Below are 17,409 nucleotides of genomic sequence, written 5' to 3' on the forward strand. Positions count from 1 at the left end.
CCGAAGGGGCCCGGACTTGACGAGTGCGAACCCGGCCGACGAACGCCGCCGAGAGCTGATCCGGCGACTGCTGGCCGAAGCGGGTGTACAACCGGACACCCCAGCCGACGGCATCCGCCCCCGCGATCGGAGCACCCCCGCACCCCTGTCCGCCGTGCAACACAGCCTGTGGCTGCACCAGCAGGCCAACCCGGACAGCACGTCCTACAACGGCTGCCTGCTCATCCGCATCCGCGGCCCGCTCGACGTCGGCGCACTGCGCGTGGCCACCCGCGAACTCCTGTGCGCCCACGAGGTCCTGCGCACCACCTACCATGCCGACGCCACCGGCGTGCCGTACCAGACGATCGCCGAACCGCCCGACAATCCGCTGCCGGTCCGCGACCTGACCCGACTGCCGGCCGGCGCCCGGGACACCGAGGCCGAGCGCGTCGCCCGGCGCCTGGCCGCCCGCCCGTTCGACCTGGCCCGCGAACACTCCGTGCGCTACGAACTCCTCGCCCTCGGGCCCGCGGACCACGCCCTCGTGCAGGTCGTGCACCACATCGCGTGGGACGGCGGAACGTGGGGCGTGCTCGCGCGCGACCTCGCCGCGTTCTACCGCCGCGCCGCCGGCCCGGACGGCACCCGCACCGCGACCGCGCCCGCCGTGCAGTACGCCGACATCGCCGCATGGGCGCACGGCAGGCCCCCCGACGAGGCCGGCACGAAGTTCTGGCGGGCCCGGCTGACCCCGCCGCCGCTCCCGCCCGACCTGCCCGCCGACGGTCCCAGGACACCGGCCCCGGACGAACGCGGCGGCCGGTGCACCCGCCGACTGGCCCCGGAAATACCGCCCCGCATCCGCGATTTCGCCGCCCGGTGCGGCGTCACCGCGTTCACCGTCGTGCTCACCGCGTTCGCGGAGCTGCTCCGCCGCCACACCGGGGCCACCGACCTGCCGATCGGCACGCTCGTGATGGACCGCACCGACCCGCACGCCGCCGAACTGATCGGCAACTTCGGCAATACCGTCGTGCTGCGCGCCGATCTCTCCGACGAAACCCGGCAACTGACCTTCCGTCAGGCCACCGCGCGGCTCGGCGACGTGTGCACCGACGCGTTCGAGCACCGGAACGTGCCGTTCGACCGGGTCCTGGACGAGATCCGACCACCGCGCAGGCCGGGCCGACCACCGCTGTTCGACGTGATGTTCGGCCTGCTCACCCGCGACCTCGGCGATCTCGACCTGCCCGGTCTGGACACCTCCTGGCGCCACGTGCACAACGGCACCACCCAGTTCGACCTGGCCCTGGAAGGCTTCCTCCGGGACGAGGACCTGCTTGTGGAGGCGACCTACCGCACACCCCTGTTCGAGCCCGACACGATCGAACGCCTGCTGGCCCACCTGGAAACCCTGCTCACCGCCGCACTCGCCCGGCCCGACACACCCCTGGCCCTGCTCGACGCGACCCCGCCGGACCAGGCGCCCGAGCAACCCGCCGACGACATCGAGGACTTCCCCGCCGGAGGCGTCGCCGAACTCGTGCAGGCCGTCATCCGCGAGCACCCCCATGCCCCGGCCGTCCGTGCCGGTGACACCACGTGGACCTACGCCGACCTGGACGCCCGCGCCGAGCACATCGCCGCCGCCCTCACCAACGCCCTGCATCCGCGCGGCACCGACGGCGAACCCGTCGTCGCGCTGGCCCTGCCGCGCACCGCCGACCTGGTCGCGACCCTGCTCGCCATCCTGCGCATCGGCGCCGCCTACCTGCCGCTCGACCGCACCCACCCGTCCGAGCGCATCGCCGCCATGCTCGCCGACGCCGCGCCCGACCTCCTGCTCTGCGGCGCCGACTACACCCCGCCCACCGACACCACCCCCGTCCTGCGCCTCGACGACCTCCCGGCCACATTCGCCGACGCCGCCCCGGCCCGCCCGCCGATCCACCCGCAGACGCCCGCCTACGTCGTCTTCACCTCCGGCTCCACCGGCCGCCCCAAGGCCGTCGTCGGCACCCAACGCGCCCTGACCAACCGCCTGCGCTGGGGTCGCACCGCGCTGCCGCCCGGGCCCGGCGCGAGCCGCGTGCGCCTGGCCAAGAGCGCGCTCGCCTTCATCGACGGCAGCACCGAACTCCTGGGCGCCCTCATCGCCGGGGACACGCTCGTCCTGGCCGACGACGCCACCGCCCGCGACGCGCTGCGCCTGACCGAACTCGCCGATCGCAGCGGCGCCGGCGTACTCACCGTTGTCCCCAGCCTGCTGGAGACCCTCCTCGACACCGCCCCGCCCGGCGCCCTGGCAAGCGTGCACACCTGGATCTGCTCCGGCGAACCCCTGCCCAAGGCCCTGGCCGACGCCGTCGTCGCCCGCCGACCGCACACCACCGTGGTCAACCTGTACGGCTGCTCCGAAGCAGCCGGCGACAGCCTCGCGCACATCCACACCCCGAGCAGCGCCACCGCGTCACCGACCGTGCCGATCGGCCGGCCGATCGCCCGCACCCGCGCCCGCGTCCTGGACGCCGCGCTGCGCCCCGTGCCCATCGGCGTCCCGGGCGAGCTCTACCTCGCCGGCGACGGCCTGGCCCGCGGCTACCTCGGCCGACCCGCCGCCACCGCCGAACGCTTCGTCGCCGACCCGTACGGGCCGCCCGGCTCCCGGCTCTACCGCACCGGGGACCTGGTGCGCCGACGAGCGAGCGGCGAACTGGAGTTCCTGGGCCGCGCGGACCACCAGATCAAGATCCGCGGCGTGCGGATCGAACCCGGCGAGATCGAAGCCCGCCTGCTGCGGCACGCGGGCATCGCCCGCGCGCTCGTGGTCGCGATCCGCTCCGGCACCGCCCTGTGCGCCTACCTCGTGCCCACCCCGGGCACCCGCATCGACATCGACGCGGTGCGCGCCGACCTCGCCCGCAGCCTGCCCGCAGCCCTGCTGCCCGACGCATACGTCGTGCTGGACGCGTTCCCGCTCAACCCCAACGGCAAGCTCGACCGCACCGCGCTGCCCGCCCCGCAGACGTCCACCGCGCCGAAGCGCACGCCGGCCGACGGGCGCGAACGCGAACTGTGCACGATCTTCGCCGAATTCCTCAGCCTGGCAGCGGACGACATCGGCCCGGACGACGACTTCTTCGCCCTCGGCGGCCATTCGCTGCTCGCGGCGCGGCTGGCGAACCGGCTGCGCAGTACCTTCGCGGTCGAACTCGCCGTGCCCGACGTCTTCCACGCACCCACACCCGCCGCACTGGCCCGCCTGGTCGACACGGCCGAACCGGTGCGCCCCCGGGTGCGCGAGATCGCGGTACCGAGCCCGGCACCCGCGTCCTTCGCCCAGATCGGCCTGTGGTTCGAGGAACAGGTGCGCGGGCCGTCCGCGGCCTACAACCTGCCGCTGGGCCTGCGGCTGCGCGGCCGGCTCGACCCGCGGGCGCTCCGCGCGGCACTGTACGACGTGGTCACGCGTCACGAGAGCCTGCGCACCCTGCTGGTGCCCGGCGCGGACGGAACACCCGTGCGTGAGGTGCTCACGCCCGAGGCCGCGCACGCCGGGATGCACTGCGCCGTCGTGGCGGCGCACACCCGATCGCCCGAGCAGGTCCGTGCCGAGGTGGCCGCCCTCGCGGAGCGGCCCTTCGACATCGGCGTCGATCCACCCGTCCGGGCCGCGCTGTTCGTCGGCGCCCCCGACGGGGAGAGCGTCCTGGCCCTGGTGTTGCACCACAGCGCGGCCGACCGCTGGTCGTTCGGACCGCTGCTGGCCGACCTCTCCGCCGCCTACGTCGCGCGCTCGGCCGGGACGAAGCCGCCGCCGCGTCCCGAACCGGTCACCGGACACGGCGCGTACGCGGCCTGGCAGCGCGCGATCCTGGGCACGCGGGACACGCCCACCGATCTGACACGTCGCCAACTCAACTACTGGGCAGCCGTGTTGCGCGACGCTCCGGAGGAACTGGCGCTGCCCGCCGACCGCTCGCGCCCCGCCGAGCGTGGTCACCGCGGCGCGAGCGCCGAGCACACCCTGCCCGCCGATCTCGCCGACGCCCTGCGCGGCCTCGCGCACGCCACCGGCACAAGCGTGTTCACCACGCTGCACGCCGCCGTCGTCGCCGTCCTGCACCACCTCGGCGCGGGCGAGGACATCCTGCTCGGCGCACCCGTCGCCGGGCGCACCGACGAGGATCTCGACGGCGTGGTCGGCCTGTTCGTCAACACCGTCGTGCTGCGCACGTACGTCGGCGGCGACCCGACCTTCGCCGAACTGCTCGACCGCACCCGAAACGCCGACCTGGCCGCCTTCGCGCACGCCGACGTGCCCTTCGACTGGGTCGTGGATCGACTGCGGCCCACCCGCACCCTGTCCCGACACCCGCTGATCCAGGCGACCTTGACCCATCACCGCGCCGAGGAGATCGACCTCGCGCTGCCCGACACGCACGCCGAACCCTTCGCACCGAGCACGGGCGCGGCGATGTTCGATCTGGACCTGCGGTTCGTGGAATCGGCCGACGACGACATTCGGATCCACGCCGGATACGCATGCGACCTGTTCGAACACGCCACCGTCGTCGCGCTTTTGGAGCGGCTGCACCGACTGCTCGCGCACGTGCTCGCCGACCCGCACACGCCGTTGAGCGGCCTGGACCTGCTCACCGACGCCGAACGTCGGCTGCTCGTGCACGAGGTCAACGCCACCGCACACGACGTGCCCACCACCACCGTGGTCGAACGCTTCACCTCCCGGGCCCGGCGCACCCCGCAGGCACCCGCCCTGATCGCCGCCGACGGCACGGTGACCACGTACGGCCGGCTGGCCGCCCGCGTCGAGGCGAACGCCCGGCGGCTGATCGGCGCCGGTGCCGGGCCCGACACCCTGGTCGCCGTCGCGCTGCCGCGCTCGCCCGACCTGGTGGTCGCCCTCCTGGCGGTGCTCGCGAGCGGGGCGGCCCACGTACCGCTCGACGCCGACGACCCGCCCGCACGCCTGGCCGAGACGATCGCCGACGCACGGCCCACACTCGTGCTCACCGACACCGCGCACGCGCAACGACCCTGGGGACGGCCGGTCTTCGTGATCGGCGACGACCCGGCCGAGCCCGACGCCGCCGAGCGCCCGATGCCGCCGCCGCAGGCCGCGCATCCCGCGTACGTGCTGTACACCTCCGGCTCGACCGGCCGGCCCAAGGGCGTGCTCGTCTCGCACGGAGCATTGGCGAACCAACTGGCCTGGGTTCAGGGCGAGTACGCGCTCAACCCCGCCGACCGCGTGCTGCACAAGGCGCCGATCGGGTTCGACGTGTCGTTGTGGGAGCTGTTCTGGCCGCTGTGCGAGGGCGCCACCGTCGTCCTGGCCGCACCCGACGGCCACCGCGACCCGGCCCACCTCGCCGCGCTCGTGCACACCCACGCGGTCACCGTGGCGCACTTCGTCCCGCCGATGCTGGACGCGGTACTCGACGCCGTCGAAGCCGCGTCCGCCCCGCGCATCACGTCGTTGCGACTGCTCCTGTGCGGCGGTGAGGCGCTGCCGCCGGCCACCGCCCGCCGCAGCGCCCGGCTGCTCGGCCCGACGCCGCACAACACCTACGGGCCCACCGAGGCCACCATCACCGCCACCGCGTGGAACCCCGCAGGCGCCCTCGACGCGGACGCCGTGCCGATCGGCCGACCGGTGTGGAACACCGGCGCCCTCGTCCTCGACGACCGGCTGCGACCCACGCCGATCGCGCTGCCGGGCGAGCTGTACCTGACCGGCGCGCAACTCGCCGAGGGATACCTGCACCGCCCCGGACAGACCGCCGAACGCTTCGTCGCCGATCCGTACGGACCTCCCGGCAGCCGGATGTATCGCACCGGAGACCTGGTGCGCCGGCGCGCCGACGGCGCACTCGTCTACCTCGGCCGGACCGACCACCAGGTCAAACTGCGCGGCGTGCGCATCGAGTCGGGCGAGATCGAGGCGCACCTGACCGCTCGGGCCGATCTGGCCGCTGCCGTGGTCGGTGCCCGGCCCGGGCCGACCGGTGCGCCGATCCTGGTCGCCCACGTGGTGCCCGCGCCGGCGGCCGACGTGGATCCCGAGGCGCTGCGCGGCGAACTGGCCGATCGTCTGCCCGAACACCTGGTCCCGGCGGCGATCGTGGTCCTGCCCGCGCTGCCGCTGCTGCCCAACGGCAAACTCGACCGCGCCGCGCTGCCCGACCCCCGCGTCGCACCGCATACCCCGGACACCGCGCCGAGCGACGGCGCACAGGCCGAACTCGCCCGGATCTTCGCCGAGGTGCTGCGGGTGGAGCGGGTCGGCGTGCGGGACGGGTTCTTCGCGCTGGGCGGCGACAGCATCGGGGCCACGCTCGTGGCCGGCAAGGCCCGATCGATCGGGCTGCGGTTCACCGTCAAGGACGTCTTCCGGCACCAGAGCGTGAGCGCGCTCGCCCGCGTCGCCCGACGCGAGGACCCGCAGGCGGCTCCGACCGCACCGGGGGTGCTCGCCGATCCGCCGCTGTCGCACGTGTTCCGCGACGGCGGGACCGGGCCGAACGGCCACCACGTGTGCGCGGTCCGCCCGGTCGGGGCCGGCCGGGACCGCCCCCTGGCCGGGATCGTCGCCGAACTGGACCGCCGATACCCGATGTTGCGGCTGCGGATCGAGACGGTCGGCAAGCGGCTGTGGCGCACCACCTCGGTCGCCGAGGCGAACCCGAGGGTGCGCGTCGTGGCCGGCCCGCCGGAGGATACGGCCGGGGAACTCGAACGGGCCATGGCCGAGTTGGACGTCACCGGCGGACCGACACTGGCGGTGACCCTGACGCCCGGGCGGCTGCTGGTGGTGGCGCACGCGCTCGTGTTGGACGCCGCGGCGGTCGAACGGGTCGCGGACGAACTGGCCGCCGCGCTGGGGCAGGAGCGACCGCGGACACCGGCCCCGCCCGCCGAGATGTCCGCCCCGGAGCGGGTCGAGGTGGCACCGGTCGAGGCGGACGAGACGACGTGGGCCGAGGAACTGCGCGACGCGGTGCCGGCCCCGGCGGTACGCGGCACGGCTTCGGGCCGCACGCTGTTCCTGGCGACCGTCCTCGCCTGCGGCGATCCCGAGCCCGGCGACGGCAGCGGCGAGGCCGCCGCCTCGATCGAGGCCGTCCGAGCCGCCGCCGGCGAGGCGTTCCTGGCCGCCTTGCACGCCCGCACCCCCGACGTCGACCGGCTGCTGATCGACCGGATCGTGGACCCACATCGGCTCCGGGCACCCGAATCGGCGCCCCCGGTGGGCTCGTTCGCCTACGCCTACCCGCTCGCCGCCACCCGGGGAGGACCCGCGCCGGACCTGTCCGCCGCCGACCTGCGCGGCGCCGGCTACACCCGCGTGCGCTACGCGAGCCGATCCGGCGCCCGGGTGCTGGGCCGGGTCGCCCGCGCGGAGATCGTGCTGCGGGACGCGCCCGCCCACGGGTGGGCCGACGACGTGCCCTCGGCGGTGAGTACGCGCTGGCCCCTGGACGCGGCGATCGCCGTGGCGGCAGGGGAGCACGGACCCCGATGCCGGCTCACCCTGTGCGCCGGACCGACCGTCGACGCGGACGACGCCCGCCGCCTGCTCGCGACCTGGGCCGCGGAGACGCGTGCCCGCGTCCCGGGCGCGAGGACCATCACCGACAGCGAGACGACCACACCGAACACGGACCCGGGGCGGACGACGTGAGCGACCTCAACCCTTCGAACGACCGCCCGACCCACACCCCCGCAGGACTGTGGCGGCGCGAGGCGTTCGAGCACGCGCCACCCACGGTGCGGGCGATGGTCGCCCCGCCCGAGATCACCGCCGAGACGGCACACCTGCGTGCGACCGAGGTACTGGCCCGACATCGATGCCTGCGCACCGACGAGCCCACGGCGTGGTGCGGCACCTTCACCGTCGGTGCGGACGCCCGGCGCTCCACCGCCCGAGTGGCCCGCGTGGCGGCGACACCCGCCACCGCGTGGGTGGATCGCGGCCCGACCCGCCCGGGACTCCTGGTCGTCGCACTGCCCGGAGGCATCGCCGACGGAACCTCGTGGCGCATCCTCGCCGCCGAACTGCGTGCGGGACTGCGCGGCGCACCGATGGGACCCGAGCCCGCGACCACCGCGGACTACGCCGCCGCCGTCGCCCTGGACGCCGCCGACCCGCAGCTGCTCGACCGCGCCACCCGCTGGTTCACCCTGATGGACCGGGTGGACGAGCTGGATGCGTCCGCGCCGTGGGCCTGTGGCGAATCCGGCATCCCCGACACGCCTCCCGTCGCCGTCGCCGAAATCCTCGAACTCCCCACCGAGGCGCAGGCGTTGGCCCCGCACACGCCGCTGCGCACGATCCTGGCCGCGAGCGTGGCCGAGGTGCTGGGCGAGCTAGCCCCCGGACCGCTGTACCTGGACGTCGCGGAGGACGACCGCGACCGGTACGGCGGGCGCTTCGCGCACACCGTCGGCGACCTGCGACGCGTCTTCCCCGCCCTGCTGGAGGCCGGACCGGGGGACCCCGACGCGCTGCCCGCCGACCCGCGCGGCGCGGCCGACTTCGGCATCGCGCTCTACCTCGCGGAGCAGACCTCGGGCGCTCTCGCCGACGCGCCCGAGGCAGGCGTGCTCCTGGCCTACGGACACACCGACCTCGGCGACGACCCCCTGCTCGCGCACGACCGCGACAGCGACGGGCATTCCTTCTCGCGCTATCCGCTGCGCCTGGACGTGTGGGTCGACCACTCGCCCACCGGAGCGGGGCGACGGATCGCACTGCGGGTGGTCGCCGATCCCAAGACGCTGCCCGAACTCGACGTCGCAGCCCTGCTCCGGGCTTGGCGGGGCGCCCTGCTCCCGGCCCTCCGCGACGCCGTCCCGCCCCCGAGCGAGGTGCCCGCCCGCGTCGACGAGGCCGCGCTCGACCGCGCGATCGGCGGGGCGGGCGTGGCCGAGGTGTTGCCGCTGTCCCCGCTGCAGGAGGGCCTGCTCTTCCACCTCATGCTCGACGGCGCGGCCCGCGACATCTACGTACAGCAGGCCGTGCTGTTCCTGACCGGCCCCGTGCACACCGACCGGCTCGCGGAAGCGGCGCGCCGGGTCCTGGAGAAGTACCCGAACCTGCGCGCGGGCTTCGTCGGCACCGAGGACGGACCCGTGCAGGTGGTGCCGGAGCGCTTCGCCGTGCCGTTCGCCTACGCCGACCTCACCGGAGCCGGAGAAGCGGGCCATGACGGTGAAGTCGCCGACGTCGAGGCCGCGTTCGAGGCGTTCGCCGATGCCCAACGGGCGATCCCGTTCGACCCGGCCCGCCCGCCGCTGATCCGTTTCGCGCTGGCCCGCACCTCCTCCGACGGCCACCGACTCCTGCTCACCTCACAGGTCGCCCTGCTCGACGGCTGGTCCGGCGGCCTCGCACTGACCTCGCTCCTGGAGTTCTACACCGACGCCGAGGCCGAAGCCGCGCGACCCACCACCCCGTTCCGGGATTTCCTGCGCTGGTTGGGCACCCGCGACCACGACGCCGCCCGCGACGCGTGGTCCGCGTACCTGGGCGATGTCACCGAGCCCACCCTCCTGGCCGGCCCGCGCCCGCCCGGCGACGACGCCACCCCGGCCTCGGCCGGGGAGATCCACCGCGAGGTTCCCGCCGCCCTCGCCACCCGCCTGGCGGCCCGTGCCCGCGAGGCCGGCGTCACCGTCGGCACGCTCTACGAAAGCGCCTGGGGCCTGCTGCTGGGCCGGCTCACCGGACGCGACGACACCGTCTTCGGCGCACTCGTATCCGGCCGGCACCCCGACGTCGAGGGCATCGAGACGACCGTCGGCGTGCTGTTCAACACCGTCCCGGTACGCGTGCGCCTCGCACCGCACGAGTCGATCGCCGACCTGTGGCGGCGCACCCAGGACGACAAGACGGACCTGCACGACCATCCGTACCTGGGCCTGAGCGAACTCCAGGCGATGGTGGGCGCCGGCCCGCTCTTCGACACCTTCTTCGTGTTCCAGAACCTGCCCCTGCCGGACAAGAACCGCGGATTCGGCCCCGACGCGGCCCTGCGCGTGCTCGGCCACGGCGTCCGCGACGCCACCCACTACCCGGTGTCCGTGGTGATCACCCCCGGCGAGGTGACCCGGCTGCGCGCGATGTACCACGACGACGCCTTCGCCCGGGCCGACGTCGAAGTGCTCACCGAACGCTACCTGCGGATCCTGGCAGCCTTCGCCGACGACCCCACCCGGGCCTGCGCCCGCATCGACGTACTCGCGCCGGCCGAACGCCGGCGCGTGGTCGATACCTGGAACAGCACGACGCACCCGGTACCGGAACTGACCGTGGCCGATCTGCTGGAGGAGCGGGCGGCGTCGGTTCCGGATGTGGTGGCGGTGGTGCAGGATCCGGATGGTGCGGCGCCGTTGGTGTGGACGTATCGGGAGTTGAACGAGCGGTCGAATCGGATCGCCCGGTTGTTGCGGTTGCGTGGGGCGGGGCCGGAGCGGGTGGTGGGTCTGGCGTTGCCGCGCACGGCGGACATGGTGGCTGCCCTGTTCGCGGTGCTCAAGACCGGCGCCGCCTATCTGCCCATCGAACGCGACCTGCCCGCGGACCGCACCGCCTGGATGCTCGACGACACCGCACCCGTGTGCGTGCTCACCGCCGGCGACACCGTCGGCGGGAACACCGTCGATCTTGACGATGCGTCGGTGCGGGCGGAGTTGGCGGGCTTGTCGGGTGCGGATCCGACGGATGCGGAGCGTCCGGATTTCGTGCGGGGGGATGCGCGGCGCCTGGAGCATCCGGCGTATGTGATCTATACGTCGGGTTCGACGGGCCGGCCCAAGGGTGTGGTGACTCCGTATCGCGGGCTGACGAACATGCAGGTGAACCACCGTCGGGAGATCTTCGATCCGGTGGTGGCTGCGGCGGGGCGGCGGTTGCGGGTGGCGCATACGGTGTCGTTCGCGTTCGACATGTCGTGGGAGGAGTTGTTGTGGCTGGTCGAGGGGCACGAAGTGCACGTGTGCGACGAGGAGTTGCGCCGTGACGCGCACGCGCTGACCCGGTACGTGGACCGTCACCGGATCGACGTCGTCAACGTCACTCCCACCTACGCCCAGCACCTCCTGGAGGAAGGTCTCCTCGACTCGGACCCCACCGCCGGACGCCATCGACCCGCCCTCGTCCTGCTCGGCGGCGAGGCGGTGTCGGACGCGGTGTGGAACCGGTTGCGGGACACCGAGGGCGTGTTGGGCTACAACCTGTACGGACCCACCGAATACACCATCAACACCCTCGGGGCGGGCACCGAGGACAGTGCCACGCCCGCGATCGGCCGGCCGATCCTCAACACCGCCACCCACATCCTCGACGCCAACCTGCAACCGGTACCCGTCGGCGTGCCCGGCGAGCTGTACATCACCGGCATCGGGCTCGCGCGCGGCTACCTCAACGACCCCGGACAAACCGCGGCCCGCTTCGTCGCGAACCCGTTCGGGCCGCCCGGCTCCAGGCTCTACCGCACCGGCGACCTGGCCCGGCGTCGCCCGGACGGCATCATCGACTACCTCGGCCGCACCGACGACCAGATCAAGATCCGCGGCCACCGGATCGAACCCGGGGAAATCCAGAGCGTGTTGGACGCCCACCCGCAGGTGGCCCGCAGCGCGGTCGTACCCACCACCGGCCCGGACGGCGCCGTACAGCTCACCGCCTACCTCGTCCCCGAGACCGCCGGCACCGGCGATGCCCACGCCGATGCCGAGCACCTCGCCCAGTGGCGGCAGATCTACGCCGACGAATACACCGTCATCGACACGGCCGTGTTCACCGAGGACTTCGCCGGCTGGGACAGCAGCTACGACGGCGCACCGATCCCGCTCGCGGACATGCGCGAATGGCGGGCCGAGACCGTACGCCGCATCACCGAACTGCACCCGTCCCGAATCCTGGAAATCGGCGTCGGCACCGGGTTGCTCCTGGGCGAACTCGCGCCCGCGAGCGAGAGCTACTGGGCCACCGACTTCGCCGCACCGGTCGTCGAGAAGCTGCGCGCGGACCTGGCCCGCGACCCCGAACTCGCCGCCAAGGTCGAACTGCGCACCGCCCCGGCACACGAACTCGACGACCTGCCCCAGGCGTTCTTCGACACGGTCGTGATCAACTCGGTCGCCCAGTACTTCCCCAGCCTGGACTACCTCACCGACGTCCTGCGCCGAGCCGTCGGCCTGGTCCGCCCCGGCGGAGCGGTCTTCCTCGGCGACATCCGCAATCTACGACTCGCCCGCACCTTCCACAGCGCGATCCGACTCGGCCAGACGACCCCGGACACCGACGACGCCACCGTGCGCGCCGCGATCGAACGTGCCGTCCTGATGGAGAAGGAACTCCTGGTCGACCCGGACTACTTCGCCGGCCTCGCCGATCTGCTGCCCGACCTCGCCGGGGTCGACCTGCGGATCAAACGCGGACACCTGCACAACGAACTGACCCGACACCGCTACGACGCCGTCCTGCGCCGCACCGGCGGCGCCCGCGCCACGGACCTCACCGACGTACCGACCCTGGCGTGGAACGCCGGTACCGGAACCGACGCGATCGTGCGCCGACTGACCACGGATCGCCCCGAGGCGCTGCGCCTGCGCGGCGTGCCCAACGCCCGCCTCGCCGGCGAACTCGCCGCCGAGCGCGTCCTGGCGAACGGCGGCAGCACGGCCCGGGCCCGGCTTGCCCGCACCGAGGCCGAGCGGGCTGCCGGCGACGCGGCGGTCGAACCCGAGGCGCTGCACACGCTCGGCGCCGAACTCGGCTACACCGTGGCCACGACCTGGTCGGCCGGCGGCCCCGGCGCCTTCGACGCCGTGTTCACCGCCGGCGACGCGGCCGAGCACGGCGTGCTGGGGACGTACGTGCCCACCGGGGCCGGTCGCGCCGACCCGTCGGGCTACGCCAACCACCCGGCCGCCGCGCGCGAGGCGGGAACCCTCGTCCCCCGACTGCGCGCGTACCTGCGCGAACGGCTGCCCGAGTACATGGTGCCCGCGGGATTCGTCCCGCTCGACCGCCTCCCGCTCACCGTCAACGGCAAACTCGACCGCCGCGCACTGCCCGCGCCCGACGCCGGCGCAGGCCGCACGACCACCCGCCCACCGGCCGGCGCCGCCGAACTCGCGCTGAGCGCCCTGTTCGCCGACGTGCTCGGCGTCGCCGACATCGGTGCCGAGGACAACTTCTTCGACCTCGGCGGCCACTCCCTGCTGGCCGCCCGACTCGCCGCCAAGGCCCGCGGCGCGCTCGGCGTCGAGATCGCCATCCGCGACGTCTTCACCGCCCCCACCACCGCCGCACTGGCCGCACTGCTCGCCGAACGCGCCGGAGCACACGCACCCGACGCCGAGCCGCTGCGTCCGGCCGTCACGCGTCGGGTGCGTCCCGACCGGGTGCCGCTGTCGTTCGCGCAGCGGCGGCTGTGGCTGCTCGGCCAGTTCGAGACGGCGAGCGCGGCCTACCACGAACCGATCGCGGTCCGGCTGCGCGGAAACCTGGACCGGGAAGCTCTCCACGCGGCCGTACAGGATGTGACCGACCGTCACGAGACATTGCGCACGCTGTGCGTCGCGGCGCAGGGGGTGACCGAGAGCGGCACGGACGTGTACCAGCACATCCTGGAACCGGAACACGCCCGGGCCGTCGTCGAGTTCGTCGACCTTGCCGCCGCCGAGCCGGTGGGGCGAGCCGAGGAGAGCCTGGCCGGGCTCGTTGCCGAGGCCACCCGACGCCCGTTCGACCTGGCCACGGAACTGCCGCTGCGGACCACGGTCTTCCGCGTCGGTCCCGACGAACACGTGCTGCTCGCGGTGTTCCACCACATCGCGATCGACGAATGGTCCATCCGGCCGTTCGCGCAGGACCTCGCCGCGGCCTACACCGCACGCGCCGCCGGACACGCGCCCGCGTGGGAGCCACTGCCGCTGCAATACGCCGACTACACCCTGTGGCAGCGCGACCTGCTCGGCGACCCGGCCGACCCCGCCTGTCGCTATGCCCGCCAACTCGCCTACTGGAAAACGGCCCTGGCCGGGCTGCCGGAGGAACCGGGGCTGCCCACCGACCGCCCGCGCCCCACGGTGGCCGGCTACCGCGGCGGCACCGTCGAACGGCTGATCCCGGCCGAACTCGCGAACCGGGTGCGCGCCGTCGCCTCGGCTGCCGGCGCGAGTGCGTTCATGCTCTATCAGGCGGCGGTCGCGACCCTGCTGCACCGGCTCGGCGCGGGTACGGACATCGCACTGGGCAGCCCGGTGGCCGGACGCGACGACGAGGCACTGGGCGAGCTGATCGGATTCTTCGTCAACACCGTGGTGATCCGCGCGGACGTGACGGGAAACCCGACCTTCGCGGAACTGCTGGCCCGGGTGCGGGACACCGACCTCGACGCCTTCGCCCACCAGGACCTGCCGTTCGAGCGCCTCGTGGAGGAGCTCAACCCGGCCCGCTCGCTCGGCCGCAACCCGCTGTTCCAGGTCATGGTCGGTTACCAGAACCAGGGCGTGGGCGAGGTGCGTTTCGGCGACATCGCACCGGTCGGCGCACGATTCACCCCGCCGACCGCCAAGTTCGACCTCGACTTCGTCTTCCGCGAGACCGATCTCGCGGCCGTGCCCGACGGCGCGGTCGAGTTGGGCATCGAGTATGCGGCGGACCTGTTCGACCACGGCACCGCCGAGGACTTCGCCGAGCGCTTGTTGCGCCTGCTCGCTGCCGTCACCGCCGACCCGCACCGCCGCGTGGGCGCCTACGAGCTGCTGTCGGCGGCGGAGCGCGCGCGCATCGTGCACGAGTGGAACGCGACCGAACTGCCCATCCCCGACGCCACCGTGGCCGATTTGCTGGAGGAGCGGGCGGCGTCGGTTCCGGATGTGGTGGCGGTGGTGCAGGATCCGGATGGTGCGGCGCCGTTGGTGTGGACGTATCGGGAGTTGAACGAGCGGTCGAATCGGATCGCCCGGTTGTTGCGGTTGCGTGGGGCGGGGCCGGAGCGGGTGGTGGGTCTGGCGTTGCCGCGCACCGCGGACATGGTGGCCGCCCTGTTCGCGGTGCTCAAGACCGGCGCCGCCTACCTGCCGCTGGAGCGCGACCTGCCGCACGAGCGCATCGCGTGGATGGTCGACGAGACCCGGCCGGTCTGCGTGCTGACCGCCGGTGACGTGACCGTGCCCGGGAACACCGTCGATCTTGACGATGCGTCGGTGCGGGCGGAGTTGGCGGGTTTGTCGGGTGCGGATCCGACGGATGCGGAGCGTCCGGATTTCGTGCGGGGGGATGCGCGGCGCCTGGAGCATCCGGCGTATGTGATCTATACGTCGGGTTCGACGGGTCGGCCCAAGGGTGTGGTGACCCCGTATCGCGGGTTGACGAACATGCAGGTGAACCACCGTCGGGAGATCTTCGATCCGGTGGTGGCCGCGGCGGGGCGGCGGTTGCGGGTGGCGCATACGGTGTCGTTCGCGTTCGACATGTCGTGGGAGGAGTTGTTGTGGCTGGTCGAGGGGCACGAAGTGCACGTCTGCGACGAGGAGTTGCGCCGTGACGCGCACGCGCTGACCCGGTACGTGGACCGCCACCGGATCGACGTCGTCAACGTCACCCCCACCTACGCGCAACATCTGCTCGACCTCGGCCTGGTCGACGGCGACCCGGCGCAGGGCGGGCATCGGCCGTGTCTGGTGCTGCTCGGCGGCGAGGCGGTGTCGGACGCGGTGTGGAACCGGTTGCGGGACACCGAGGGCGTGTTGGGCTACAACCTGTACGGACCCACCGAATACACCATCAACACCCTCGGGGCCGGTACCGAGGACAGTGCCACGCCCGCGATCGGCCGGCCGATCCTCAACACCGCCACCCACATCCTCGACGCCAACCTGCAACCGGTGCCCGTCGGCGTGCCCGGCGAGCTGTACGTCACCGGGATCGGCCTCGCCCGCGGTTACCTCGACAGCCCCGCGCCGACCGCGGCCCGCTTCGTCGCGAACCCGTTCGGGCCGCCCGGCTCCAGGCTCTACCGCACCGGCGACCTGGCCCGGCGCCGCCCGGACGGCATCATCGACTACCTCGGCCGCACCGACGACCAGATCAAGATCCGCGGCCACCGGATCGAACCGGCCGAGATCCAGAGTGTGTTGGATGCGCACCCCGACGTACTGCGGTCCGCGGTCGTGCCGAGTGCGGACGGGTCGCGGTTGACCGCCTACGTGGTCGGCGGAGCCCGATCGCAGTCGCTGCGCACGTGGGCCGCGGCCCGGCTGCCGGACTACATGGTCCCGAGCGCGTTCGTGCCGCTGGAGGTGCTGCCGCTGACCGTCAACGGAAAACTCGATCGGGCCGCGCTGCCCGAGCCGGACTTCGCCGCCGCGGTCACCGACCGAGGCCCTCGGGACACGGTCGAGGCCGTGCTGTGCCGGGTCTTCGCCGACGTGTTGGACCTGCCCCGGGTGGGCATCGACGACAACTTCTTCACTCTCGGCGGACATTCGCTGCTCGCGGTCCGCCTGGTCGGCGCGATCCGGGCCGCCTGCCCGGTACGCGACGCCGACACCGTCACCGTCGCCGCGGTGCTGACCGCGCCCACGGTCGCCGACCTCGCCGAGCGGCTGCGCGCCGGCGGCGACGCGGACGACCCGACCGCGCCCGTCGCGGTGCTGCGTGCGGGCGGTGAACTCCCGCCGCTGTTCTGCGTGCACGCCGGATTCGGGTTCGCCTGGCCCTACACGACGCTGCTTTCGCACGTGGGGGCCGAGCGGCCGATGTACGGCCTCCAGTCCGCGATGTTGTCCGGGGCCCCGGCGCCGGCCCGCTTCGAGGACGTGGTCGCCGAGCACCTGCGCAGCATGCGCACGGTCCGGCCGCACGGCCCCTACTCGCTCCTGGGCTGGTCCTTCGGCGGCGAACTCGCGTATGCGCTGGCCGCCGAGTTGCAGCGCGCGGGCGAGTCGGTGGACCTGCTGGTGCTGATCGACGCGGAGCCGCCCGCGCCGCGATCGAGCGCCGACACGGCTGCCGACGGCAACGGGTTCGGCGAGGAGGCCGCGCGGGCGCAGCTGTTGCGGGCGACCCCGGGCGGGGTGGACCCGGCCGGCGCGCTGGGCGAGGAGTTGGTCGCGACACTGCTGCGCACACGGGTCGCCTACGAACACCTCGCGCCCGCCGAGCCCTACCCGGCCTTTCGCGGCGACGTGTTGTGCGTGGCCGCGCGCGGGAACGCCGAGCGCACCGGCCGCCGGGCCTGGGCGGCGCACGTTCTCGGCGTGGTCGACGAGCACATCGTCGACCACGCGCACGACGATCTGCTGACCTCGGCCGCGGTGGACCAGTGGGGCCCGCGCGTACGCCGACGGTTGGACGCACCACACCGAGAGAGGCTCTGATCCATC

At 73.6% G+C, this 17,409-nt stretch carries 2 protein-coding genes; both read left to right on the forward strand.

Features of this window, described 5'->3' with window-relative positions; genetic code table 11:
• Nucleotides 1–16 precede the first annotated feature (16 nt).
• Nucleotides 17–7,687 carry an amino acid adenylation domain-containing protein gene (locus tag ACIBM5_RS25460; protein WP_396008937.1) on the forward strand — a complete coding sequence of 2,557 codons (7,671 nt, stop codon included), beginning with the start codon at nt 17–19 and terminating at the stop codon, nt 7,685–7,687.
• Nucleotides 7,684–17,403, forward strand: a complete 9,720-nt coding sequence (locus ACIBM5_RS25465; RefSeq protein ID WP_396008938.1) for an amino acid adenylation domain-containing protein — start codon at nt 7,684–7,686, stop codon at nt 17,401–17,403. Before ACIBM5_RS25460 ends, ACIBM5_RS25465 begins: the two co-directional genes overlap by 4 nt.
• Nucleotides 17,404–17,409: the final 6 nt, after the last annotated feature.

It is taken from the genome of Embleya sp. NPDC050493 (genome assembly GCF_044458105.1).
Taxonomy (GTDB): domain Bacteria; phylum Actinomycetota; class Actinomycetes; order Streptomycetales; family Streptomycetaceae; genus Embleya.